The sequence below is a fragment of the Gabonia massiliensis genome (assembly GCF_001403595.1).
In the GTDB taxonomy this organism is placed as follows: domain Bacteria; phylum Bacteroidota; class Bacteroidia; order Bacteroidales; family Coprobacteraceae; genus Coprobacter; species Coprobacter secundus.
In genome coordinates, this window is sequence record NZ_LN877939.1 from 186283 (window position 1) to 211649 (window position 25367).

At 35.0% G+C, this 25367-nt stretch carries 18 protein-coding genes and 1 riboswitch; of the genes, 7 read left to right on the forward strand and 11 right to left on the reverse strand.

The annotated features are described in order from the left end of the window. The first annotated feature begins 85 nt into the window (after nt 1-85). Nucleotides 86-463, forward strand: coding sequence for a YccF domain-containing protein (locus tag BN2628_RS05665; protein ID WP_055096467.1), 378 nt, complete (start codon nt 86-88; stop codon nt 461-463). 213 nt (nt 464-676) lie between these two features. On the opposite strand, the gene BN2628_RS05670 is transcribed toward BN2628_RS05665, so the two are convergent. From BN2628_RS05670 to BN2628_RS17530, 7 genes are all read right to left on the reverse strand, one after another. Beyond that, complete coding sequence (locus BN2628_RS05670; RefSeq protein ID WP_154668411.1) at nt 677-2158, reverse strand: hypothetical protein; 1482 nt, start codon at nt 2156-2158, stop codon at nt 677-679. 61 nt (nt 2159-2219) lie between these two features. After that, complete coding sequence (locus BN2628_RS05675; protein ID WP_154668412.1) at nt 2220-5048, reverse strand: M16 family metallopeptidase; 2829 nt, start codon at nt 5046-5048, stop codon at nt 2220-2222. 46 nt (nt 5049-5094) lie between these two features. Beyond that, nucleotides 5095-5574 carry a hypothetical protein gene (locus BN2628_RS05680; protein WP_074024021.1) on the reverse strand — a complete coding sequence of 160 codons (480 nt, stop codon included), beginning with the start codon at nt 5572-5574 and terminating at the stop codon, nt 5095-5097. Nucleotides 5575-5611: 37 nt separating this feature from the next. After that, nucleotides 5612-7045: a RagB/SusD family nutrient uptake outer membrane protein gene (locus tag BN2628_RS05685; protein WP_055096471.1), complete on the reverse strand. Its 1434-nt coding sequence runs from the start codon at nt 7043-7045 to the stop codon at nt 5612-5614. Nucleotides 7046-7077: 32 nt separating this feature from the next. Then, the gene (locus BN2628_RS05690) at nt 7078-10203 is read right to left on the reverse strand and encodes a SusC/RagA family TonB-linked outer membrane protein (RefSeq protein ID WP_257606407.1); all 3126 of its coding nucleotides are present in this window, start codon (nt 10201-10203) and stop codon (nt 7078-7080) included. Nucleotides 10204-11004: 801 nt separating this feature from the next. Further along, nucleotides 11005-11922 carry an AraC family transcriptional regulator gene (locus tag BN2628_RS05695; protein WP_257606408.1) on the reverse strand — a complete coding sequence of 306 codons (918 nt, stop codon included), beginning with the start codon at nt 11920-11922 and terminating at the stop codon, nt 11005-11007. After that, complete coding sequence (locus BN2628_RS17530; RefSeq protein WP_257606409.1) at nt 11919-12041, reverse strand: hypothetical protein; 123 nt, start codon at nt 12039-12041, stop codon at nt 11919-11921. Before BN2628_RS17530 ends, BN2628_RS05695 begins: the two co-directional genes overlap by 4 nt. 156 nt (nt 12042-12197) lie before the next feature. On the opposite strand from BN2628_RS17530, the gene BN2628_RS05700 reads away from it, so the two are divergent. From BN2628_RS05700 to BN2628_RS05720, 5 genes are all read left to right on the forward strand, one after another. Further along, nucleotides 12198-13688, forward strand: coding sequence for a rhamnulokinase (locus tag BN2628_RS05700; RefSeq protein ID WP_055096475.1), 1491 nt, complete (start codon nt 12198-12200; stop codon nt 13686-13688). Further along, the gene (locus BN2628_RS05705; protein ID WP_055096478.1) at nt 13685-14938 is read left to right on the forward strand and encodes an L-rhamnose isomerase; all 1254 of its coding nucleotides are present in this window, start codon (nt 13685-13687) and stop codon (nt 14936-14938) included. The genes BN2628_RS05700 and BN2628_RS05705 overlap by 4 nt, the downstream gene beginning before the upstream one ends. 7 nt (nt 14939-14945) lie before the next feature. Continuing rightward, nucleotides 14946-15971, forward strand: a complete 1026-nt coding sequence (rhaT, locus tag BN2628_RS05710; protein WP_055096479.1) for an L-rhamnose/proton symporter RhaT — start codon at nt 14946-14948, stop codon at nt 15969-15971. Nucleotides 15972-16160: 189 nt separating this feature from the next. Then, nucleotides 16161-16952, forward strand: a complete 792-nt coding sequence (rhaD, locus tag BN2628_RS05715; RefSeq protein ID WP_055096481.1) for a rhamnulose-1-phosphate aldolase — start codon at nt 16161-16163, stop codon at nt 16950-16952. 225 nt (nt 16953-17177) lie between these two features. Further along, nucleotides 17178-17825, forward strand: a complete 648-nt coding sequence (locus BN2628_RS05720; RefSeq protein WP_257606410.1) for an alpha/beta hydrolase — start codon at nt 17178-17180, stop codon at nt 17823-17825. A gap of 217 nt (nt 17826-18042) precedes the next feature. Here BN2628_RS05720 and BN2628_RS05725 read toward each other — a convergent pair whose 3' ends face one another. From BN2628_RS05725 to rd, 4 genes are all read right to left on the reverse strand, one after another. Continuing rightward, nucleotides 18043-19242 carry a hypothetical protein gene (locus tag BN2628_RS05725; RefSeq protein ID WP_055096485.1) on the reverse strand — a complete coding sequence of 400 codons (1200 nt, stop codon included), beginning with the start codon at nt 19240-19242 and terminating at the stop codon, nt 18043-18045. Between the two features lie 321 nt (nt 19243-19563). Then, nucleotides 19564-19769: riboswitch (cobalamin riboswitch) on the reverse strand. Between the two features lie 184 nt (nt 19770-19953). Further along, nucleotides 19954-21075, reverse strand: a complete 1122-nt coding sequence (locus BN2628_RS05730; protein ID WP_055096486.1) for a universal stress protein — start codon at nt 21073-21075, stop codon at nt 19954-19956. A gap of 31 nt (nt 21076-21106) precedes the next feature. Then, the gene (locus BN2628_RS05735; protein WP_021929414.1) at nt 21107-21373 is read right to left on the reverse strand and encodes a hypothetical protein; all 267 of its coding nucleotides are present in this window, start codon (nt 21371-21373) and stop codon (nt 21107-21109) included. 545 nt (nt 21374-21918) lie between these two features. Beyond that, entirely contained in the window at nt 21919-22083 is a 165-nt protein-coding gene (gene rd, locus BN2628_RS16770) for a rubredoxin (RefSeq protein WP_021929415.1), read from the reverse strand. Between the two features lie 266 nt (nt 22084-22349). Here rd and BN2628_RS05745 point away from each other — a divergent pair, with 266 nt between their 5' ends. After that, nucleotides 22350-25256: a PD-(D/E)XK nuclease family protein gene (locus BN2628_RS05745; RefSeq protein WP_055096491.1), complete on the forward strand. Its 2907-nt coding sequence runs from the start codon at nt 22350-22352 to the stop codon at nt 25254-25256. Nucleotides 25257-25367 lie beyond the last annotated feature (111 nt).

Consider the following 25367-nt stretch of genomic DNA (forward strand, 5'->3'; position numbering starts at 1 on the left):
AACTTATTTCTATCAAGTATTACTGCACAGATAATAACATCAAACACAATAAATCACTGATTATCAACTATTAAACTAAATACTTATGAATATAATAGGAAATATTATTTGGGTTGTTTTTGGAGGATTGGCTTTGGCTTTAGAATATCTGCTCTCAGGTTTTCTTCTTTGCTGTACAATAATCGGGATTCCTTTCGGTATTCAAGTTTTCAAAATCGGAGTTTTGGCATTGTTACCCTTTGGGCAGACAAGCATCATAGTAGAAAATAATCATGGCTGTCTCTATTTCATTATGAATGTAATATGGTTGCTTATCGGAGGAATATGGATTGCTCTTACCCACTTAGGACTTGGTCTCCTTTTTTGTATTACTATCGTAGGTATTCCTTTCGGTATTCAGCATTTTAAATTAATGTCTGTAGCATTGACTCCATTTGGCCGAGAAATAATCAGTGCTCGATAATTATTTTTTTTAAATCAATATATGACATCCACAAAAAACTACCTTCAAAAAAGAAAACATAATATCAAAAAATAAAAGTGACGAGTAATCTCAACTAATATTTTTACCCGTCACTTTTATACATCTTTCTTTTACCTCACAGACATTAAATTTCTTCTTTTAGGTCTTTTTAAAGTAAAAGAATAAATTGTCAATATATTTCCATACAAATAATTATTCAGGAATAATGTATTTGTACATAATAAGGTCTTTCTGACTGTCTAAACAAACGATATATCCTGTACCATTCTGGTCGAACTCGATGGCAACATAACTAACAGTAGCACTACCCAGAACGAACGGATCACTCCATTGTTTACTTTCATTATCAAATGTAATGACTGATGCTTGTTTTGATGAATTTACAAATACAACAACCGGAAGGCCTTCAGGTGAAATACCTATATCCATAGAACCGGGAACTTTACCTCCTGTATCAAGATAGTTATCCACCATACTCCATTTTTTCGTATTTACATTATATTTTTGTACACTCACTTTATAATTACCCTGTCCATCGGGTCCATCATCTGATACTAATGCATAAATATTTCCACTTTTATCTAAATCAAAGTGAATCTCTCCACCCCTATAACATATTGCCGCACCTGAAGGTACAATAATCTGACCAATAGTAGACCATTGTTTATTCTGATATTTATAGATAGAATAACCTCCTGATGTCACCATATCAAAAGTCCCAAGATAAAGAGCATCACCATAACGTTTTATGATATTGAACCATGCCGGAGCATCGGCAGGACGTCCAGCCATCAACGATGGAGAACTCCAATTACCATTATATCCCGATACCATCAATTTTTTATAGTCATCACTTTTCTTATTGTTTACACCAAATGTAGTTACAACATCCGCAGGAGACAATGCTCCGATAGTTATATAATTAGTTTTGTCTCCCGTTAACCCTTTAGCTCCCAATACAGACCAAGAAGAACCATTATACATTTGAGCAGTCATATCCTGTGCAACATCTGCACTATAATCGGAATAAGCAACATACATATTGGCATCAGCGTCAAAGTTGAATGCTAAAGCTGTAGCTCGCCCATCCGAAATTCCATCTTTGTCACCAACATAAGACCATGCCGAACCTGTAGTTTTCAATACAGCAACTTTCTTCTCATCAGCTTCTTTTCGAGCTTTAATTATAGCTACATAAGGTTCGTATGTCTTAGGATTTACCCGTAATACGATATCCGAAATAGAATCTTCGGTAAAAGTAGAATAGGCGGACCATGTAGGCATTTTAGTAATACGTACAGTGTAACGGGCATTATTATTACCTGAAGTTACCAAATAATCTACAGGTACTGAATAATTATTTGCTGTAACGCCACTTACTTGAGTAATTCCATTTACAGTTACTGTAGCACCATCTGAAGTCGTAAAACGGGCAACCAAAGAAGCACGATTTATTTCATCCGGCATAGGAATTTTGATATCTGTCCCTACAATAGCCGAAACTTCGTAGTCTCCTTGTATTACACCGTCATTATCAGCGGCATAAAAACCAAAAGTTAACATTTGTACATCACCTGATTCAACTCCTTTGTTGTCGTTATCATCATCACTACATGAAGCAAATAACGATATCAAAGCCAATGAATAAAGTAAAGTCTTAAAACATTTTTTCATAAGCGTTCGTTTTGCGGATAAGGACATGTATTTATCCTTCTCCAGTTAAAAAATATAGTATTTATCTCTCTGTTCCCATTATCTCCTCTTTAGGATACAAAACCGCCTTAATTACAGGAGAATCCAGAAAACATCGGCGTATGTATCCCATGATTTCCTTTGCTGTAACACTATGTATAATGTCTTCATACCGAGTAATATAGTCCCAGTCCGGATCTCCGTTATATATAGTATTGCGAATACACCCACTCCAAAAAGCATCTTTTTGCATCTGGATACTATTTTCTTTAATCAAATTTTGTTTAACATCTGCCCATTCTGTCTCGAATGCAAGAGAATCAAAAGCAAGCTTTCGCAACTGGGACATCGTCGCTGCAATAAGAGCAGATACATTTTCTGGTTCACAACTGAATCCTATTGTTTCCCGAGAAAGTTGTGCAGGATATTGTGTCGCTCCGATAGATACACTCACACTATATACCATCCCCATTTTTTCTCGTAATTCTCTAAGTAACTTAGTCCGAACTATAGCTTTTACTATATCGCTTTTGAGATTGAAACTTCGCAACTGCTCAGATAAAGTATCTTGCTGAAATATGAGTGAGACAAGTGCTTTGGGTGAATCTCCGACTTTTCTTATAAATTCAGTATTTTTTCGAGGTATATTATCACCTTTGTATACATAATCCATCGTAGATACACCTCCTGGTAAACCGCCAATATATCGTAAAACAAACGATTCTATTTCAGAGAATGTACAATTGCCCGTAATAATAAAAGTATAACCTTTTGCAGAACCAAAACATCGATTGAAAACAGGAAGGACACGCTCTTTCTTCAACTCTGAATTTATCAATGTGTCTGTAATTGTACGTCTAACGTAACTATGCCCTTGCATCAAATCAGACAAATCTCTATAATACTTATCGGTATCAGTTTTATTTCCGGTAAGATAATTTTCTATTGATTTTTCTTTAACCTGTGCATATACGGATTCATCCAATCGTGGTTGTGTCCATTTCAGATACAAAAGTTCAAAAAGAGTTTGCATATCTCGTTTTTCGGCTGACCCAGCCACCCCTGTACGTGTCTTATCAATAAGAAATCGTAATGATGCAGAATTTCCCGCCAAATACTGACTCAATGCATCACGACTAAAATCTCCGGCTCCACTGACCGGAACAATACTTCCAGCAAATAAGCCAGTAACATAGTCTACTGAATCAAGAGCATAAAGTCCCCCTTTACGAAACCCAGTAAGCATAATTCTATCTTTATCCACAGTAGTCCGCTTAAATATTACGCGAGCACCATTAGATAAAACCATAGAACGGGCACCTATCTCCGGAATGGTATCATCAACTTCTATAATTCCGGATACAGGTAATTCAGATATCAAAGCATCAGGTACATCTATATTCTTTTCATATCTGGCAATATCATTACTTCTAATGCGAGCAAGCATTGACAAAAGTTCTTCCTCTGTAGGAAGCTCCGCCGACACTTTGTCAAAAGCCGACAAAAAATAGTGTGTTCTATGAGGTTTACGCACGCCCTTCATCAACTTAACCAATGATACAGAATCGACACGCCCAATATATTTCTGTATCATTCTATATTCTTCAGCAGGAGTTAATATGATATTTCCTTGGTAAAAATCCGAATATATTTCGTCGATATATGATAGAGATGCTACAGGTGATTTAGATTCAGCCCGTCTCAATGCATCTCGCAAAAAACGTTTTTTTACTTTCTCAATTTCAGATGTAGTAAAACCATATCGATACATTTGTTCCAATTGTGTAGCAAATTCTTGTATCCCCACTTCTATTTTCCCAGAAACGAGCTCAACCGAAGCCATTAGTACCCCTTTCGTGTTAATAAACGACGTCAGTGTTGCTGACGCATCTTTATAGGATGGATTCTCAAATGCTAATGCATTTAAACGCACTTTCATCAGCCTATTAAGCAATGCTCTCTGCAAAAAAACAAGAAAATCTTTCTCTTTTTTTACCGCTGACGGTTTGGAACACAACTGTATGAAATTAAATTCTATCTTCTTCAAAGAAGGATGTATTACCTTAATTATCTTTTCTTCGGTATAATCAGGTATCCGATAATCTTTCACTTTAGGTTTTATCGGAGCATTCATTTTTCCAAAACGTTCATGGACAATCTTCTCCACCTTATTTGCATCTATATCTCCAGATACGGCAACAGCCATTAAAGTAGGATGATACCATGTTTCATAATAATTATGCAACCTTTCATGAGGAAAGTGACGGATAATAGCAGTATCGCCTATCGTCAATCTGCTGGCATATCGCGAACCATTGAGAAGTTCCAATAAAAAAGCATTTTGTACATCATACTCCGGTCCGGTCTTCGATAACCATTCTGAAAGTATGACGCCTCTTTCTTTCTCTATTTCCAATGAATCAAGCAACAATCCATCAGCCCAATCAGCCAATATCATCAAAGTAGAATCTACCATATGAATATCAGACGAAGGTAATTGTAACTTATACACTGTTTCATTAAAGGAAGTATGAGCATTCAGGTCTTTTCCAAACTTTGCACCTTTCGACTCCAAGAATTTCACCATTGAGTCCCCCGGAAAATGACGAGTTCCATTAAATGCCATATGTTCCAGGAAATGAGCCAGTCCACGCTGGTTTTCTTCCTCAAAAACAGAACCGGATTTTATAAACAAGCGATAAACAGCCTCTCCTTTAGGATAATCATTAGGATAGATATAATATGTAAGTCCATTGTCGAGTCTTCCTTTTATAAGTCTCGGGTTCGGTTTCAACTCTCCATAAGCAGTTACCAATTGTAATTGTATGAAGATACAAGACAATATTGTTGCAAATTTGTATTTTATCATCATTTCTTACTATAAAACAATGGATTAACTATACTCTGTCTTACACTTATCAATCGTTCGCCTTAACCTTTGTAATAACCATCTGACGCTGAAAATGGTCAGGCCCCGGCATTCCAATAACAACATCGGGATTGCTGGTACTTACCAATGTGATAGTCATAGTATTGTTTTTAGTAACGTCAATAGGATTGGCTATCCACCGCACTCGAATAGGCATATCATATACTCCTGTCGGAAACACGACTTTATTTCCAGAAGTCAAAAGTTCGTAATCGACACCAGCAGTAAGTCCATCACCTACTTCTATACTATATGTTACTTCAAGAGGCGTACTCAATGGAGCAGAACTAAGACAAATAAGATATTCATCAATCAAATTTCCAGCTTCTGAAACTGTCACCGAATTAAGCTCTTTTTTCATTATTCGTATAAAAGGTGTGTCATAGGGTTTGAATTCATCTTTCCCGCAAGAAGGAAAGATGAATATAATCATAAGCCAAGTCGTTATCTGTTTTACTATTGTTTTCATAAATTTATACTTAATCTCATTTATATATACCAATTATTTAATTATTAGGATTAGGCTGCATATTCTTATTAGCATCTAACTCTCTACGAGGTATCGGTAAAATAAAGTTATCATTGGGGTAAGTAAGAGACTTGAGCGATGATGTCGTACTGGAAGAACGTACAAGGTTCTTTTTACGTCGGGTAATATCAAAAAGACGATGACCTTCGAAACATAACTCCTTAATCCGCTCTATCTCTATAATATGTGCCAATTCTTCATTATCAGCATACTCCAATGTAATTTCAGCAGGCTCTTTTCCTAAAGCCCGAGCTTGAATAACTTTTATATCTTCTGCAGCTTTATCAGGCAAATTTTTATTAAGATAAGCCTCTGCCCTATTCAGATACATTTCGGACACCCTTAGAACAAAAGGATCATTATGCTTATCACTATCCGTCAATCCTTGATTTTTAGAAACATACTTCTGACAATCAGGTAATAAAGTATATTCATCTACTAAAAGTTTACGTCTTATATCGTTGGGGTCTGTAAAAAAAGTAAGCAAAGTATCGTCAGGTATCGCTCCAGATGTATATGATTGATAAAATTTTGTAATCCACTGAGACTTTTCCAGACCACTCAGTCTAAAAACAGCTTCAGTTCCTGCAACATTAACATCATTGTACATAGCAAGGTAATTATCTCCTTTGGAGAGAGACATATTTTCTATTACCTCTGTAGCATTTGTTATCACATCATCCCAACGTTCCATATACAAATACACTCTGGAAAGCATCGCCGGAACAGCAATAGGCGATACATGATAAGCATCTGTCCGTGCCATATTTCCGAAATCAGATTTTGCATTATTCAAGTCTGTTATAATCTGGCTATATACTTCAGCAACGGATTTACGTGAAACATTTTCGTCAGCTCCAGGGGTCTTTAACAATACAGGCACTCCTAAATGTGAAGCATCAGAGGTATAAGTATAAGGCTGAGCATACACTCTGCAAAGGTCAAAATGGCACATTGCCCGCAAAAAAAGTGCTTGTGCCCTAATTTGTTTAAGCTCTTCAGTAGAACTGGGGAACTTGGATCTCAGTTCAGGCTCATACTGCAATATATTATTCACATTACGCAAAGCTTCATATATTTTACTCCAGATATACCCCACGGCACCAGACTCTTGGTCTCCTGAAGAGGTATAATTATACTGGTCAACCATATCTCCACTAGCATCAACTTGTGGCATAACCAGCATATCACCAGCTACATCTGGATATACATAAAATTCGCCATTATAATACTTAAACATCATATAATAAGCACCTGGAAGAGCAGCCCTAATACCATCCATATCAGAGAAAAAAACAGGAGTAGTCGTTTTCCCAATGGGATCTACTTCCAAAAAATGACAGCTTGACAGTAATACTGCCATCAGTAATAAGACTATATTCTTTCTATATGTTTTACTTAATTGTTTCATACTGCAAATATTCTTATCTTAAAAAAACTCAATTAGAAAGTCACATTGGCACCTAATGAATAGACAGACTCCCAAGGATATCCACGCATCATCTGGCGATATGAATTACGGTCTTTTTTATCATAGGGAGTCCATATAGCAATATTGTCCATAATGAAAGAGAACTGACAACCTTTCATATTGAGTTTCTTCAACACCTTATTCGGCAAATTATATGAAAGTGTTATATTCTGTAAACGTAAATGTGTGGTATTATATAAAAAACGAGTACTCGTCATTGTCGACTTTGTATCATTATTTACAGATGGTTTAGGATTCAATGCCAAATCACCCGGTTTTTGCCAGCGATCAAGTTGATTGACCGATTGATTTTTCGACAAGATATTCAGACCGTCAGATGTAGCCCGACTTCCAAAATTACCAAAGGCGTATCCTCCAATAGTATAATTAAGCATTACTCTCAGACTAATGCCCCGATAAGCAAATGTATTGGTCATACCTCCAAAAAGTTTTGGGGTAGATGACTTGCCCGGTACCCGATTAGTTTCACTATAAGTGCGGGTCACATTTCCATTCTTATCTAACCACAAAGCATGCCCATCTCTGGGATCAACACCTACCCAGCGAACAAGATTATAAGTATTTATATCATACCCTTCTTTCCATACTTTAGGTGGAAAGCTCTGCTCTATGCCATTATACAATTTTAATATTCGATTTTGATTATGTGACATATTCAAATCTGTTACCCACTCAAACGGTCCTCTTATATTCTCAGAAGTAATGGTTACTTCAATACCTCGATTCCTAACCGATCCCATATTACGATATACTCGCGTATCCCCAGTAGTACGTGATACATCCAACTGACTTATCAAATCTACTGTCTTATCATTGTACACTTCAGTCTCTATATCCAAACGGTTCAGTAATTTTATTCTCAGACCTAAATTGGTTTTATAGGTAGTCTCCCAACTCAATTGAGGATTTGCCCCAGATGAGACAACTGCCCCTGACTGCCCATTATAGTTATTACTTTCACTATAAGTGTACAGACCTAATGCTGTCTGACTTCCCAAACGTGAATTACCGTCAGCACCATAGCTGGCTTTTATTTTCAAAATATTCACAATAGATGAATCAAAAAATTTCTCGTTATGAATATTCCAGGAAACTCCAACAGAGCCAAAATTGGCCCATTGCACATCTGAACCAAAATCAGAATCCCCATCACGACGACCGTTCACAACCAAAAAATAACGTCCATCATATGAATAACTACCCTGTAAAAAAAATGACATAGAATGTTTTATCTGTCCTCCACTGGAACCTTTTCGGGTGGCTGCATAAGATATTTCTTTTATATGGTCATTAACAAAACCCTCTCCCGTAGCAGATACCGTATTGTAACCTTTTGACGACATTTCATATCCGAACAATCCACCAACAGTATGTTTTCCAAATTTTGCATCATAATTAAGTCTGTGTATAGTAGTCCATACCAAAGTATTGGTATGCCCTCGAGAAGAATATCCCTCTATGACACCATCCAAAGAGGCGCCCGACCAATTTGACCGAGCATCATAAGTATCTTGGTAACTACTATTAAAGTCTGTACCAAATTGTCCGGTATACCTCAATCCTCTCAAAATATCATATTTCAACAATATATTAGCATTCGCCAAAAATGTACGCTGGCGGTTGTCATTTTGCTCACGTTCTGCAATAGAATTCAAATATTTTACCGTTTTCCAAACAGGTTCTCCTCCGGTTACCGAACTATCAACATATTTATTATACAGACGCAACGTATGACCATCTAAATCATAAGGAGAGTAAATAGGCAACATCTGATAATAGTCATCACTGGGAACAAACAATTCGTTAATATTATATGATGTCGACAAATTGAAACTAAGAGAAAGTTTCCTGTGTAATTGTATGTCATTGTTGGCCCGCAACGATGCCCGATGTCCTAAATTCCCTTTTACTGTAAGTTGGTCCCGATAATAGGAACCTGAAATATAATATTTTGCTCTATCTGACCCACCTCTGGCTGAGAGCCCAGCCTGTAAGTAATGTCCTAATCCGTAATATTCCTTTAGCCAATTAGTATCAGTAGTACTATATTGATTTAATTCATTGTCTTGAAAAGGGAAATATTTCATATCAATACCGGCATTCCGAAAAGATTCTTTAGCTAATGTCATATATTGTGATGCGTTCAATGTTTTGAAATAAGTACTCTTATTTACATGAGATATCCCATAACGTACTGATACATCAAATTGAGGTTTACCCTTATATCCACCCTTTGTCGTAACAAGAATCACACCATTGGAACCATTAGCTCCATAAATAGCAGTGGCCGAAGCATCTTTAAGAATAGTAATAGAAGCAATATCATCTGGGTTAATAAAAGATAAAGGACTTATAGAATAATTCATACCCGGAATTTGATTGGTGCGATCACCGGTATAGATAGGAGTACCATCTACAACCCACAAAGGTTCATTTGATGCCGATAATGAAGATTCACCGCGAATACGAACATCATAACGTGAACGAGTACTGGATGCCAAATCGGTATTTACATCAACTTTTAATCCCGGGACAATACCATCAAGCAAATTATCAATACGGTTCATCGGAAGATTTTTAAGTTGCTTGTCATTTACCTGAAATGCACTACACACTAAATCAGCTCTTTTCTGTACTGTTCCATAGGCCCCCACAATTTCAACATCTTCCAATGCAATAGAACCCGGTTCAAGAATGACATTGATATGAGTCTGTTTACCTATCGTAACCTCTTTCGATTCCATTCCCAAAAAAGAAAATACCAACTTCGAAGAAGGGCCTCCAACTACAGTTATACGATAATTTCCATTTATATCGGTAGCAGTAGCTTTATTTTTCACTCCTTTTACAGCCACTGTGACACCCGGTAGCGGAGATTTAGTGTTATCAAATACCTGCCCCGTAACAACAAATGCAACATTTGTTACTTTTTGCTGGCTAATGGATGAATTTCTACCGGAATCGGAAAATTGAGATGCTTCTGCCGCTGCAATGTTGGAATATATTCCCAATAATAATACAGCAATGCTTACATTACACTTTAGAAAAAACTTTTTTCGAGACACTATTTTTTTCATACCTGTTGTGGTTAATCTGCCTTTGAAAACTCGATGCATAAATATGCAATTATTTTTATAATAGGCCAGTCTCTATTACTGAAATACGCTATTATATACATATATAATAAAGAAAAAAGAAATTTTTACACCCTAAATTTCTTTATTTTCATTTTTTATACACATGTTAATCGATACAAATGTAGTTGTATTTTTTTTAATAGCAATACATTTTGCCACAAAATATCAATTATTCACCAATTTAAGTTTCAATTTATAAGAAAAGAACTGATTATTTCTATTTCTAAAATGGTAAAATAAGAATAATTTTTATACAAATAAATATAAAATATTTATAATAAAAAGATTAGATTTAAGGCCGTTTTTAATAATTTATATCATATATATACATAAACCAATAAATAAACATTTATATATGTAAATATTTATTTATCAAAATTTTATTCATCAATAAGAAAAAAATATCATAAAAATGCATTTTCATATTTTAGTATTTATATTTATATAATTATAAATACACATCTTATTTTCAAATATGGTACTTTTTTCAGAAAATAGATTTATAATAATACCATACAATATAATTTTCCAGAAAATAAAATATAAAACCCAATAAATATTTAATATTGCCTTGATATTTTCTTATAGACAACCCTTCTTTACTTTTATTATAAGCTATTTAGTCAATCAATAGTCTAACAATATTATTTTACTCGTTACAAAAATATATTATCAAACACTACTTAAACACTTTATCAAGACACATTCTTCCACCACGTTAAGATATATAAATTAACCTTTTCAATTTTCTATATTTCCTTTTTTATCTACCCTAAACGTACGTCGATAACTGACCGGTGTATAACCAGCTTGCTTTTTAAAAATCTGCGAGAAATAGGAAAGATTATCAAAATTCAAATAATAAGCTATTTCTTTGATACTCATATCAGTATTCGCAAGTAGCTTTTTTGCTCTCTGAATTCGAAGTTCTATTATATATTGTGCTGGAGAGAAACCTGTATACTCTTTAAACTTTTTACGAAACCACGAATAACTCATATTCACTTCTTGAGCTATTTCCTCCGGAGTAACAGGATTCAAAATCTTCTCATGCATTATAATTTTAGCCTGATTAATTTGCTCTATAAGATTACTTTCTGCAAAATATTGATTGCGGTCATAATACATAGTCATACCTAAAAGCAAATTGGCTATACCAGCCAAATATTGCTGATGAGCAACACGTTCAGAACGGGCAACACGTATAGCTTGCTCATACAACTCTACCACATCATCTCTTAAGCCGATGTGATAAAGTACCTGCTCGGAATCAAAAAAATTATTGGTAAACCGGCTATCAATATTGCGACCGTGAAAACCTATCCAATACTCATGCCATCCTGTTTTTTTATCAGGGCTATAACTATGCCACACACCCGGCTTAAGTATAAGTATATCTCCCGCTTTTATATCTATTTTTTGTTCTTTAGTTGTATAATAAGATCCCTGACCGTACGCTATATATAATAACTGATAAGTTTCGAGAACTCTCCCCTGTCGAAGATTAAAATAAAATTCTTCAGGATGACCATTGTCTGGAGGATACATTGTATAACCAGATTGAATTACTGCCTTTCCAACAGTATTCACAACAATCCCCCAATTTAAATCTCTATCACTACTTATCAGATATTTATGTGTGTTTTCCATCTCTTTCATATCTCGCACTCCAATAATGGCAGACAGCCTATTTTAGATTTTACTTCATTATATTTTTTAGCATTCCATTTTTTATCGTCACAAAACAATATTTTCATCACTCTTAATATAGAATTCATGACTTTTTGTTATTTCAAAACAGGAAATACGGGCGTCCAAATATCGTCATACAAATGTATTCAAATAAAATCAAAAAACAACATATTAGCGTCATATTCTGAAATATAGCCAACGGAAATAGCTGTATATTTGTCAAATACAATAGAAAAACACATATGAAGATAAATCATTTTTTAGCATTTGACTTAGGAGCTACCAGTGGACGCACTATTTTGGGAACATTGTGTGACGGAAAACTGGAAATAAAAGAACTCACTCGTTTCCCAAATCGTCTGCTACGTCTTGGGAATCATTATTATTGGAACATCTTTTCTTTGTACGAATCCTTAAAAGAAGGATTAGCTACTGCTGCAAAAGAGAATGTTTGTATAACTTCAATAGGAATAGATACTTGGGGAGTTGATTTTGCTTTTATTGGGAAAGACGGTTCTCTAATGGGACTACCCTATGCCTATCGTGATCCTCATACTTTTGAAGCTTGTACAGAATATTTTGAGAAAATCATTCCCCGAGAGGAAGTTTATAATCGCACCGGTATACAGATTATGAATTTCAACAGTCTGTTTCAGCTCTATGCTCTACATCGAGAAGAGGCATCTCAACTGGCATCAGCAAAGCATTTATTATTTATGCCTGATGCCTTATCTTACTTGTTATGTGGAGAGATGGTTACAGAATATACAATAGCCTCAACCTCCCAATTATTAAATGCCCATACCCGGACGTTCGACACAGATTTACTCAAATCAGCGGGAATTTCTACATCAATGTTTAACAAGATAGTAATGCCTGGTACTCAAATTGGAATCTTACGTCCAGAACTCGCAGAAGAGACCGGACTAGCACATATCCCAATCGTTGCAGTAGCAGGGCATGACACAGCTTCAGCCATTGCCGCCATTCCGGCTTCGAATCGTAATTTCGCATATCTAAGCTCCGGCACATGGTCACTCATGGGAATTGAGGTTTCCTCCCCTGTCATCAATAAAGATACTTATCAAATGAATGTCACGAATGAAGGAGGCGTAGAAGGGACTATCCGTTTGCTAAAAAACATTACAGGCATGTGGCTGGTCGAGCAATGTATGAAAGAATGGGAAAAAGCAGGAAGAACATATAACTACTCAGAAATGGTCTCTTTAGCAGAAAAATCCGAACCATTCAGGTGTTTTATAAATCCAGATGATGCCATATTTGCCAACCCGGAAAGCATGACTGAAGCTATAACTGAATATTGTATCCAAACTGGTCAAACTCCACCCTCAACTGATGCCGAATATTTCAGAACGATATTTGACAGTTTAGCTCTAAAATATCGAGAAGTATTAGGTCATTTACAATCTTTAGCTGACTTTCCAATAGAAAAACTGCATGTTATCGGAGGAGGTTCTCGTAACCGTCTATTATCACAAATGACGGCCAACGCTATCGGTATACCTGTAATTACAGGGCCTTCAGAAGCTACAGCCATCGGTAATATCATGCTACAAGCCAAGGCTGCCGGTTTAGTATCTTCATTACAAGAAATGCGTAATATTATCACCCAAACCGTAACCCCTGAAACGTTCCTGCCGGAAGATTGCGAATCATGGAATAACGCATATTATAAGTATATTAATATTATCACAAAAAAACAATCATTATGAAACAAGAAAAAATCAACAGAAACTACGAAATAGCTCGTGAACGATTTGCCGAATTGGGAATAGACACTGAAGCTGCCATATCTTCCTTACAAAAATTATCTTTGTCTTTACACTGCTGGCAAACAGATGATGTTTCTGGCTTTGAAAATCCTGATGGAAGTCTCTCAGGAGGAATCCAAGCTACAGGAAACTACCCCGGTAAAGCACGTAATATAGATGAAGTAAGAGCAGATATCGAGAAAGTAAATACTCTGATTCCTGGCAACCATCGATTGAGTCTACATGCCATATACGGAGACTTTAAAGGGAAAAAAGTAGACCGCAATGAAATAGAACCAGAACATTTTCAAAGTTGGATAGATTGGGCCAAACTCAACAACATGAAACTCGATTTCAACAGCACAAGTTTTTCGCATTCAAAAAGCGGTAATTTATCTTTATCCAATCGCGATAAAGGTATCAGAGACTTCTGGATAGAACATACTATACGAAGCCGACGCATTGCTGATGAAATGGGCCGTCAGCTAAAGAGCAAAGCTTGTCATAATTTATGGATACATGACGGCTCAAAAGATATTACGGTAGACCGTTATCTTTATCGTTCATTATTAAAAGATTCCTTGGATAAAATTTTTGAGAACAAATTTACAAATGTAAAAGACGCTGTAGAGTGCAAATTGTTCGGAACAGGACTGGAAAGTTTTACTGTAGGTTCCCATGAATTCTATATGGGCTACGCTATGAAAAATGGACTGATGGCAACTCTTGATATGGGACATTTCCATCCAACAGAAGAAACTTATGATAAAATTTCATCACTCTTGCTTTTCTCTCCAGAAATTATGCTTCACGTGAGCCGCCCTGTTCGTTGGGATAGCGACCATGTTGTAATTCTAAACGATAGCGTACAAATGTTGGCACAAGAAATTATATGGGCAAATGCTCTCGAACGTGTCAATGTCGGTCTCGACTATTTCGATGCATCTATCAATCGTATCGGAGCTTACGTTATCGGTATACGTGCTACCCAAAAAGCATTTTTACAAGCCTTACTTACTCCAATCAAAAAACTACGTGAATATGAAGCGTCAGAGCAAGGATTTGAACGATTAGCTTTATTGGAAGAATCGAAAACTTTACCATGGAATGACGTATATAACTATTTCTGCATGCTCAATAATGTTCCTGTTGCTGAAGATTATATCTCAGAAGTAGAAAAATACGAAAAGGAAGTAACTTCTAAGCGTTGATTTAAATATGGAAATTATAAAAGGATTATTAATCATAGCTATCGGCAGCTTGGGTCAATCCAGCTCATACGTTCCGATCAAGAAAGTCAGGAAATGGAGTTGGGAAAGTTTCTGGCTTGTCCAAGGAATTTTTGCTTGGCTGGTATTTCCTCTGATAGGTATGCTAATGGCAATACCTCACGACGTAAATCCTTTACTACTATTAGAAAGCGGAGGAGCTGGAGCTGCGATTATTTACGGAATGCTATGGGGTATAGGTGGCCTTACTTTCGGATTGAGCATGCGATATTTAGGCGTGGCTTTAGGACAATCAGTTTCCTTAGGAACTTGTTCGGCTTTCGGAACTCTTTTCCCCGCACTATTTGCTGGTACTGACCTTTTACAAGGAGATGGATTAATCCTACTACTGGGTGTTATGATAACATTAACCGGTATCGCAGTTATCGGCTACGCCGGAACCCTGCGCTCCCAAAATATGAGTGAAGAAGAAAAACGGGCTGCTATTAAAGACTTTGCATTGACCAAAGGACTGGCTGTTGCATTGTTGGCCGGAATAATGAGCGCTTGCTTTGCCTTAGGACTCGATGCAGGAACACCTATCAAAGAAACAGCTATAGCCAATGGAGTTCCCCCACTTTATGCAGGGCTACCAGTGATTCTTATTGTCACATTAGGCGGATTCATCACAAATGCGACATATTGCATATACCAAAATATAAAGAACAAAACAGGAAAAGATTATCTCAGTGTAAATATTTCTGTTTTGCTCAACAACATATTATTCTGTGCTTTGGCAGGGTTATTATGGTATTCGCAATTCTTTGGTTTAGAAATAGGAAAAACATTTCTTACTTCATCGCCTGTATTACTGGCGTTCTCCTGGAGCATATTGATGTCTCTGAATGTTGTATTTTCCAATATGTGGGGCATAATCCTGAAAGAATGGAAAGGATGCAATCCCAAAACTGTCACCGTATTGATTTTGGGACTATTTATATTGATATTTTCTATATTCTTTCCGTCTTTATTTTAAAGCTCATTACTGAATTTATAAAAATATTTTTAGTAATTTCAGCTCACAATAACAGCAACATTCTTTCTCAGGCAAAAAGTTTGTAAAACAAAGAATAACGCTATTTTAAAATAACAGAGAAAAAAGTATTTTTTTAAAACATCAAATTTTATAATTACAATTTTATATATTTTAATTTCATAATATTATATGAACTATAATCAAAACATAAATAAAGCAATAGGCTTAGTTTCTGAAATTGCCGGTTATCTATGGGATAGAGGTTGGGCCGAAAGAAACGGTGGCAATATCTCGTACAATATTACTGATGATATTGATGACCAAATATGTACGCTGAATGCAATAAGTGAAAAATACGAGTTGCCCCAGACTATGGAGAACTTGAAAAATAACTTCTTTATCGTTACCGGTACAGGATGCCGCATGCGTTATGTACATTCTGACCCGATGAATAACGCTGCAATTATACGTATTTCTGCCGATGGAACATATTATGAAATCATAGCTGAAAAGAATATTAAGCCTACCTCTGAGTTGCCGTCTCATTTACTAATACATAATGTCATACTGGGAAAAGGACGCAAAATCAAAACGGTAATCCATACTCACCCCATTGAACTAGTGGCTATGACTCATAATTCCGATTTCTTAGGAAAAGATGTATTAAGTAAATTGCTCTGGAGTATGATTCCTGAGACACGAGCTTTTTGTCCTAAGGGCGTAGGCATTGTACCATATGCCCTCCCCGGCTCAATGGAACTGGCACAAAAAACAGTAGAACAACTCGACGATTATGATGTCGTGTTATGGGAAAAACATGGGGCCTTGGCTATAGGTGAAGATATTATCGAGGCGTTTGATATGATAGACACACTAACAAAATCGGCTAAGATATACGAATCAGCCTGTTCCATGGGGTTCAAACCCAAAGGCATGAGTGATGAACAAATGGATGAATTGAAAAGAGTTTTCAATTTGTAACGTACCTAAAAGTAAATTATCATAAAAAATACCAGCCTCAACAATAAAATTGAAGCTGGTATTTTTCCAATTTTATAAGTAAGTAGTAAAACATTTATACACAGAAAAATTTTCAATAACTCATATCCAAATCTATCAACAGATAATCATACAATTAACATGAAAACAAAAATATTGATTTTTATCTTTTATTCTTTTTGTATCATAACTGCAAAAAGCCAACAAATGCAAATAGAAAAAATATGGCCGAATGGTCCAAAAGAATTAAATGGCCTGACAGAAACAATAAACGGAAAAACCACTGATACCCCCCAAGAAGCCTTATTGTATATTTACTCTCCAGAAAAGAATAAAAATAACGGTAAAGCTGTGATTTTTTGTCCCGGAGGAGGATATGGAGGATTGGCCATTGATCACGAAGGTCACAAATTTGCCCAGTGGTTAGTTAATAATGGATATACAAGTATAGTTTTAAAATACCGGTTGCCTAACGGTAACAAAAATATACCTTTAGCTGATGCTCAAGAAGCTCTGAAAATAATAAGGAATAAAGCAGATGAACTAAATATACATCCTCAGAAAATCGGTATAGCCGGTTTTTCAGCAGGTGGGCACTTAGCATCAACAGTAGGGACTCACTGGTCTGATACTTCAGTAAGGCCTGATTTTATGATTTTGTTCTATCCGGTTATCAGTACACAAAAAGAATATGCGCACAAAGGATCTTTCACAAATCTATTAGGTACAAATTTTTCAGAATCTGACCGTAAAGCTTATTCAAATGATAAACGCATTACTTCCAAAACACCAGAAACATTATTGATGTTAAGTGATGATGATACAACTGTTGTGCCANGCACTCAAAAAGAATAATGTAAATGCTACCATGTATATTTTTCCTGAAGGGAAACATGGTTGGGGATTCAACCATCAATTCCGTTATCACGAATTGATGAAAACTTTATTATTGGACTGGCTCGGTCGATTTTGAATATCCTTTCAACGAGTCACAAGATTTATAATGGTAAAATATAATAATTCAGATTTTCTAAAATGCTTATATGTTGAATAAGCATTTTAGAAAATCCATTTATTCTTCTCCTATCTCAATTCGAGCTCGATAATGAGTATGAGATGTTATAGGAGCCAATGAAAAATAACCTTTTTCAATTTTCCCCTCGGAAACAATCAAAGGTGACTTAGATTGTCGCATTCGATGGTCTTCCCATAATTGTGCAGAATCAGGATAATAATCAACATAATAATTCCCTATCGTCCAATTATTTACATATCTATCATAAAAAATACGGGCTACCATCCCCATATTCATCCTCAAATTCATCTCAACACATGGATGCAAATGATATATTCCATTTCGATTATATATCATCATATCAATCCCTAAATACCCTCTATAAAACATACCGATAAGTGAGGATAGTAAATCAATATAAGCCTTTTGCAATCGTTCTATCTGGTACTTCTTTATTCCGAATTGCAATATTTCTGCAAGAATCGTCTCATCCGATGCCAAAAGATTACTTTTATACACACCTTTCGCGTCTGTCGTAAATAATGAATAACCAGCAAAAGAAACAGTACCAGCCCCATCACTAAAAAATTCCATAGCAAAATCTCTGACTTTTTCATAAAAAGGCTCTCCTATAACCATACCCTGACGTTTAAGAATGCCATTACTCCACCTTTCAAGAGTTGTATCATATACACCACGTCCCCAACTCAACCCTTTCCCACTACCAGACCAAGGAGCTTTTAATACTGTTTTTGGCGCATTTTCTATGAAAACCCGAACTTCGTTTGCTGTACGTAGTTCTAAAGGTAACTGATACGGAATATCTGAATAACCATAATTTATTAACGAAGAAAGTATGGTTATTGTAATTGCCCGATGAGATAATCTTTTTAACTGAGATAGGCTATCATGAGTCGGCAAATGACAAGAATCTATTCCCCAACGATTCAATCTGCAAACTATTTCGGGGCTCCATCCCCAAGGTACAATACTTGATATATTTTCATACAGCTTTATCTCCTCCGGCAAAAGCAAGCCCGGAAATAACCCGAATTGTCTTATTAAACATTGAGCATTGTTTTTATAATCTGCATCCGGACATAAAACATAATCATTTGCCCCCGCATACCACATCGGAAGCATGGACAAATCATAAGCTATAGACCTTGCTTTAGGTGGAGCCATATAATGCATTCCCCCATTTGCAATTGCCAAATCGTTTTCCGGATTAAAAATATAGAGTTCTTGTACTACCATAAAAGATAAACTTGACTTACTTTTTGCAACAAAAATAATGATTCCCCAGACAGGTAAAAAATATATGAAATATTTTATCTATCTGTTACCATTCCGTTAAAAGCATCCCCCTAATTACATCTAAAAGAAAAAAAACAAAAAGCCGGTCATAATACTTTAATTATAACCGGGCTTTCTACTGCAGATTGTAAAAACAAAGCAATATGAATAGGACATATTACTTACTACCTGAAACATAGATTCCATACAGAATAACTTCTGTACAACTGTTCATTATATATGAAATTTATATCTTAAAGATATCGAAGCTTATTCCTCGTAAACTTCTAAAAAACGTATGGCAGGTCTTCTGACTGACTCCGGTTTCGATAGCCTTCCCATTTTAAATAAAAACAGTGGCACAAGTATTTATCGCAACCTTTTATAAGGAGATCACAGCAGCGGGACTGTCCGGGACTTGCACCCGATTCCCTTTTAATCATATTTCACTGAACAGTGATATACGAACCATTCGGAACAAATATAATACTCTTTTCGGAAAAATAGAATAAAGTCTACCACTTTATTTATTATACGCACACATTTTACAGCACATCCCCCCAAACTGCAAATGATTTTTTGAAACTTCTATAATATCGAACAAAGTAAAAAATAAAGAAGGAGCTACCCGACTAAAGTAACTCCTTCTTTCTATCTTTAATTAGATGACATTTAAGATGGTAACACTAATAACGGTGTATCGGCATGGAACAACATTTTATGCGCAATACTCGGATTGAATAACCGAGCAAAAATATTACGTTTCCGATTAGCAATAGCTAAAACATCAATTTTCTCTTTACGTACCAATGTTTCTACTCCATCGAGAAAACCAGCACCATCAATCAATGTATAACTTGCCTCTCTACCCGGATATTGTTTTCTAAAATAATCCTTTATACCTGCCAGTTTTATTTCATTCCAAGTATCCTGTTTTGTAGTCATGTGCACAAATGTTATCTTAAAGTCAAAACTTCCGAACAATCTCATAAATGTATCGAGAGCTATCAAATCCTGCTGATCAAAACTGGTAAAAAATGCCATATTATTTACCTCGTCAATCATTGTAAACGGTACATTTTCTGGAATTGCAAAAACCGGAAATTTCGTAGAATCAAGAACTTCTGCCGTTACACTTCCTATCAAATCTATCTCCTTTTGATTTTTTCCTCTCGTTCCCATTACAATCAACGTAGGATGATACTCCTTACTAAAATGATTAATTTCATCTTCAGGTATACCTTCACGCAAAGTATAATCAAAATCAATATCTGGTAACAGCCCTTCTTTTATCTGATTACGTAATGTCTCTGTAAAAGTTTTCATCTCCTTAGCCACTCTATCTTGTACTTGTTTAAGAGCTTCATCCTCACTTACCTCATACGTAAACGCATCTGTAACAGGAATAGCTCCTGGAAAATAAGGGCTAAAATATGCATGGAGCAACATTATCTTTGCATCGATACTTTTTGCAAAATCAAAACCTATCTGGCAAGCTTTAAGAGAATAATCAGAAAAATCAATAGGAATAAGAATACGTTTAGGATGATGTACTGTCTGTAATTCGGATTCGGTATCTTTTTCTTCGAAAATAGAATATTGTTCCAAAATCTGCAAAGCATGAGGCAAATCTCTCTCTCTAATTCTTACACGTACTCCCGATGAAATGACAGGCTGAATCAAGTTTACATTTTGAATAGCTACCGGTATATCCTCATTCTCAAGAATGCCTTTTATAATCTGAGCTTTCTCATATGTATAAATGGCAATGGTTATTAATCTGTCCTCATCCATAACGGTATCAATTTTTAAGTTGTTTTTTAATTTATTTTTCGGCTGAACAATTCTCCTCCTGAAGAATATTCATTGCCATATCATAAATAGTTGTATTATCAAGAACGACAATACCTCCATCCGGACCCGGCTCAATGTGTAAACCACAGTTTTTACCAAATTCGTAATTATTACCTCCAAAATAATTGCGAACAGTTTGAACGGTTACATTCAATTCGTCTGCAATTCTATGCATCGAACCGTCAGGTAAACAATCTTTGATACGACGAAGTTCATTAAATGTTATAGTCTTTGTCATAATTGTAAATGTTTTAAATGGTTTATAGCTATGGTTTATTTTTTTATTCGCATTAAATTTAAGTTCAAAAAATGGTATTTCCAAATTTTATATAACATTTTTATCAGGACGACAAGAAAAAATAATGAAGTTCCATTTATAATAAAAATGCAACTTCCATTTTGTATTGTCTTAATCTATTACATATCATCATCATATATCTTTCTGTTACCATAATTACACATATATCTCTTAGTATAAATATCAAGAAACTGTTTAGATTTTCCAATGAGAGTAATTCAGTCGAGTCTCTTTTCCTTTTTTTTCGGACTGTTTTCCCTCTTGCATTCGTCAAATAGCCTACTACCATTCCCATAAAATCAGAAAAATATTCTCAGAAAAAATTCTCAAAGCTTACCTAAACAAAAACTAAGCTGGTTCTAAAATACCGTACATGATTTCAGTAAATATTTTGAAATGCCGTCTTTAACCTCTATTTATAAAAAAACTGCTCTTACATATAAAAATATATAAGAGCAGACAATACATTCCATTTTTCTTAATTATCACTCTTCCAGTAACTCAAAATCATCCTTTCCAACACCACAAACCGGACAAACCCAATCTTCGGGAATATCTTCAAATGCAGTTCCGGGTTCGATTCCTCCTTCCGGATCTCCAATTTCCGGGTCATATACCCAGTCACAAACAGTACAAATATACTTCTTCATAATTCAATAATAAATTAAAACTATTTTATATAACAAATAAATCTGAAATTTGTTAGAACATATTCAATATCTTTTCATACATCTAACCATATTCCTATTCGAAAACTGAAACATTATGCAATCAAATATAAAAATTAATTTTTATATCTCGAATTCAGATGCTATTTAAATTTTTCTATTTTACTTATAAATCCATATACTTAAATAATAATGATATATTAATTGCCGATTTTAGTTATTTTTGTAATACTAAAAATAAAAATAGGATGACACCCTTTTTATATCGTATTGCCGAGACCTATTATAAAGAAAATTCTGGAAACTTATCAGATATTGCTTTTGTTTTTCCCAACCGACGAGCTGGTGTATTTTTTCAGAAATATATTGCTCAAGTTGCACAAAAACCTATATTTTCACCTCCAATACTAACCATCAGCGATTTGTTCTGCCAGTTTAGTCCGTATTTACAAGCAGACAGGACAAGTATGCTTTTTATCCTGTATCAAAAATTTCAGGCACTCAGTCTTTCTAACGAGTCTTTCGATGATTTCGTATTTTGGGGGGATATGTTACTCAACGATTTCGATGATGTAGATAAATATGTAGCCAATCCAGAACAATTATTCAGAAACATAAAAGAATTAAAAGAAATAGATGAATTATTCGATTATCTTACTCCAAACCAAATAGATGCTATACGACAATTTTGGGGTAACTTCATTCCGATAAACGAAAGTCGAAAAAAAATGGAGTTCTTGGCAATATGGGAACTTTTATATCCATTATATTGTGCTCTCCGAGAAGAATTACAGAAAAAGAATATAGCTTACGAAGGAATGATATTCAGAGATGTAGCAGAAAAGGCTTTATCAAAAAAATTGGATAACATACCATATCGACGTATCGTTTTTATAGGGTTGAATGTATTAAGCAAATCGGAGGAAATCGTTATGTCCCGACTACGAGACATGGGGATAGCAGATTTTTATTGGGATTATTATTCTCCTCTTGTCCGTGATAAATATAATAAAGCTTCTTTTTTCTTATCAGAAAATAGATTAAAATATCCATCACAATATGATATATTTGAAACGGATGAAAACACTAACAATCTCTCCCAAATAGAAATTATCGGTATTCCTTCTGCTGTAGGTCAAGCAAAACAGGCCTGCAAAATACTGTCAGAATTACTGAAAAATAAAGATATTTCCAATCCTGAAAAGGCAATAAATACAGCAATTATTTTACCTGATGAACATCTTTTGTTGCCTATGTTATACTCTGTTCCCAAAGAGATAGACCCTATAAACGTAACAATGGGATATACTTTATCTAATACCCCTGTAGCCGGACTAATGGAAGAAATCTTCGACTTACAGAAACACCTGCGTCTCATCTCCGGTCAACCATACTTTTACCATCGTAAAGTATTATCTCTTCTTTCTCATCGATATATAATGATTTCAGGAGAAAAAATAATACTCGAACTCAGTAACTATATACGAAAATATAACCGGGTATTTATACCTGTAAATGATTTGGCAAAAAACGAATTATTAAAACGAATATTCATACCATTGACCAATGCACAAGAAGCTGCTGACTATCTTATTTCAATTCTCGAATATTTACAACAAGAGCATTTCTTTGCTTCCAAAGCTAATGACGAAAAAGAAAATAATAAACTGACTCCCCTTGAAAAGGAATTTTTATATCATTATTACATTACTGTAAACCGACTGAAGGAGGTTATGACTGAATATAAAACGGGAATGAATGTAAGCACTTTTTTCAGATTACTGAACAAAATGGTCAACAACATCGCTATTCCTTTCCGAGGAGAACCTTTATCGGGATTACAAATAATGGGTGTACTTGAAACTAGAGCTTTGGACTTCGAAAATCTGATCGTATTATCGATGAATGAAGGTATATTCCCCGTGAAAAAAGTAGCAAACACCTTCATCCCATATAATTTGAGAAAAGGATTCGGTCTTTCAACTTCAGAACATCAAGATAGTATATATGCCTATTATTTCTATCGAATGATTTACAGAGCAAAAAAAATATTCCTTATCTATGACACACGCACTGAAGGAACTGATATAGGAGAAATGAGCAGATATATATATCAAATGAAATATCACTATCGCCTCCCTTTAAAAGAAAAACTAGTAACTTATGATATTTCAGTAAACGATATCCAGCCTATTTACGTAATAAAAACAGAGAGTGTAAAAAAACGACTTGACCGTTTCTTATCAGGTGGTGATCGGGCCTTATCTGCCAGTGCAATAAACACATATATCAATTGTCCTCTACAATTTTATTTGCAATCGGTAGAAAGAGTAACTCCAGATGACGATGTATCGGAAAACATTGAAGCCAGTACATTTGGAAGCATTTATCACAGGGTCATGGAATGTATATATAATCGATTTAAGGGAAATTTAGTCATGGGTGATGCCCTTGAGAAAATACAAAAAGATGATATATTTCTAACAGGCCTAATAGAATCAGCATTCAACGAATGTTATTACCAAAAGAATGAGCCCCAGCGCTTAACAGGACAGAACTATTTGGTAGGTGAAATCATTCGTAAATATGTAAAAAGGACTCTTTCATCCGACAGAAAACTGACCCCATTCCTTTACATAGAATCCGAACGATTAATAGAAACGGAACATAGTATTTCCCCGAATAAAACAGTGCGATTAAAAGCTTTTATTGACCGAGTAGATGAAGTTAAAGGCAAAATTCGTATCATTGTTTATAAAAGTGGAGCTAAACCCCGTTCCAATTCTGGTAGCAGAGAGATTGTATTCCGTAAAATAGAAGACTTATTCGACAAAAACCTTCCAAACCGACCTAAAGCAATTATGCAGGTTTTTATGTATGCAATGATGTATTCAAAAATAGCGAATGGAAAAACCTTAAAACCAGGAATTTATTATCTCCGTTCATTATTCGAACATAATTTCGACTGGGAGATAAAATTAAAGATTGATAAGACTAATAAAATAATTGAAGACTTTCACGACATATGTTCTGATTTTACAAATCATTTTAACCAATGTCTCAATGAAATCTTCGATGAGAATATTCCCTTCACACAAACAAACGATTTAAAAACTTGTGAGTATTGTGACTTTGCATCTATATGTAAACGATAATACAAATGCCATATTTATACTTTTATTCCCTTTTAGAACACTTTTTAGGGTAAAAAGAGAAATCATATTTTTCTTTTTCTTGTTATATTTATACCATAAAATCAGTTATTA

Excerpts from the sequence above, each read along its gene's own strand:
- BN2628_RS05665 (WP_055096467.1), top strand. The coding sequence starts at position 86 with ATGAATATAATAGGAAATATTATTTGGGTTGTTTTTGGAGGATTGGCT.
- BN2628_RS05670 (WP_154668411.1), bottom strand. The coding sequence starts at position 2,158 with ATGAAAAAATGTTTTAAGACTTTACTTTATTCATTGGCTTTGATATCG.
- BN2628_RS05675 (WP_154668412.1), bottom strand. The coding sequence starts at position 5,048 with ATGATGATAAAATACAAATTTGCAACAATATTGTCTTGTATCTTCATA.
- BN2628_RS05680 (WP_074024021.1), bottom strand. The coding sequence starts at position 5,574 with ATGAAAACAATAGTAAAACAGATAACGACTTGGCTTATGATTATATTC.
- BN2628_RS05685 (WP_055096471.1), bottom strand. The coding sequence starts at position 7,045 with ATGAAACAATTAAGTAAAACATATAGAAAGAATATAGTCTTATTACTG.
- BN2628_RS05690 (WP_257606407.1), bottom strand. The coding sequence starts at position 10,203 with ATGAAAAAAATAGTGTCTCGAAAAAAGTTTTTTCTAAAGTGTAATGTA.
- BN2628_RS05695 (WP_257606408.1), bottom strand. The coding sequence starts at position 11,922 with ATGAAAGAGATGGAAAACACACATAAATATCTGATAAGTAGTGATAGA.
- BN2628_RS17530 (WP_257606409.1), bottom strand. The coding sequence starts at position 12,041 with ATGAATTCTATATTAAGAGTGATGAAAATATTGTTTTGTGACGATAAA.
- BN2628_RS05700 (WP_055096475.1), top strand. The coding sequence starts at position 12,198 with ATGAAGATAAATCATTTTTTAGCATTTGACTTAGGAGCTACCAGTGGA.
- BN2628_RS05705 (WP_055096478.1), top strand. The coding sequence starts at position 13,685 with ATGAAACAAGAAAAAATCAACAGAAACTACGAAATAGCTCGTGAACGA.
- rhaT (WP_055096479.1), top strand. The coding sequence starts at position 14,946 with ATGGAAATTATAAAAGGATTATTAATCATAGCTATCGGCAGCTTGGGT.
- rhaD (WP_055096481.1), top strand. The coding sequence starts at position 16,161 with ATGAACTATAATCAAAACATAAATAAAGCAATAGGCTTAGTTTCTGAA.
- BN2628_RS05725 (WP_055096485.1), bottom strand. The coding sequence starts at position 19,242 with ATGGTAGTACAAGAACTCTATATTTTTAATCCGGAAAACGATTTGGCA.
- BN2628_RS05730 (WP_055096486.1), bottom strand. The coding sequence starts at position 21,075 with ATGGATGAGGACAGATTAATAACCATTGCCATTTATACATATGAGAAA.
- BN2628_RS05735 (WP_021929414.1), bottom strand. The coding sequence starts at position 21,373 with ATGACAAAGACTATAACATTTAATGAACTTCGTCGTATCAAAGATTGT.
- rd (WP_021929415.1), bottom strand. The coding sequence starts at position 22,083 with ATGAAGAAGTATATTTGTACTGTTTGTGACTGGGTATATGACCCGGAA.
- BN2628_RS05745 (WP_055096491.1), top strand. The coding sequence starts at position 22,350 with ATGACACCCTTTTTATATCGTATTGCCGAGACCTATTATAAAGAAAAT.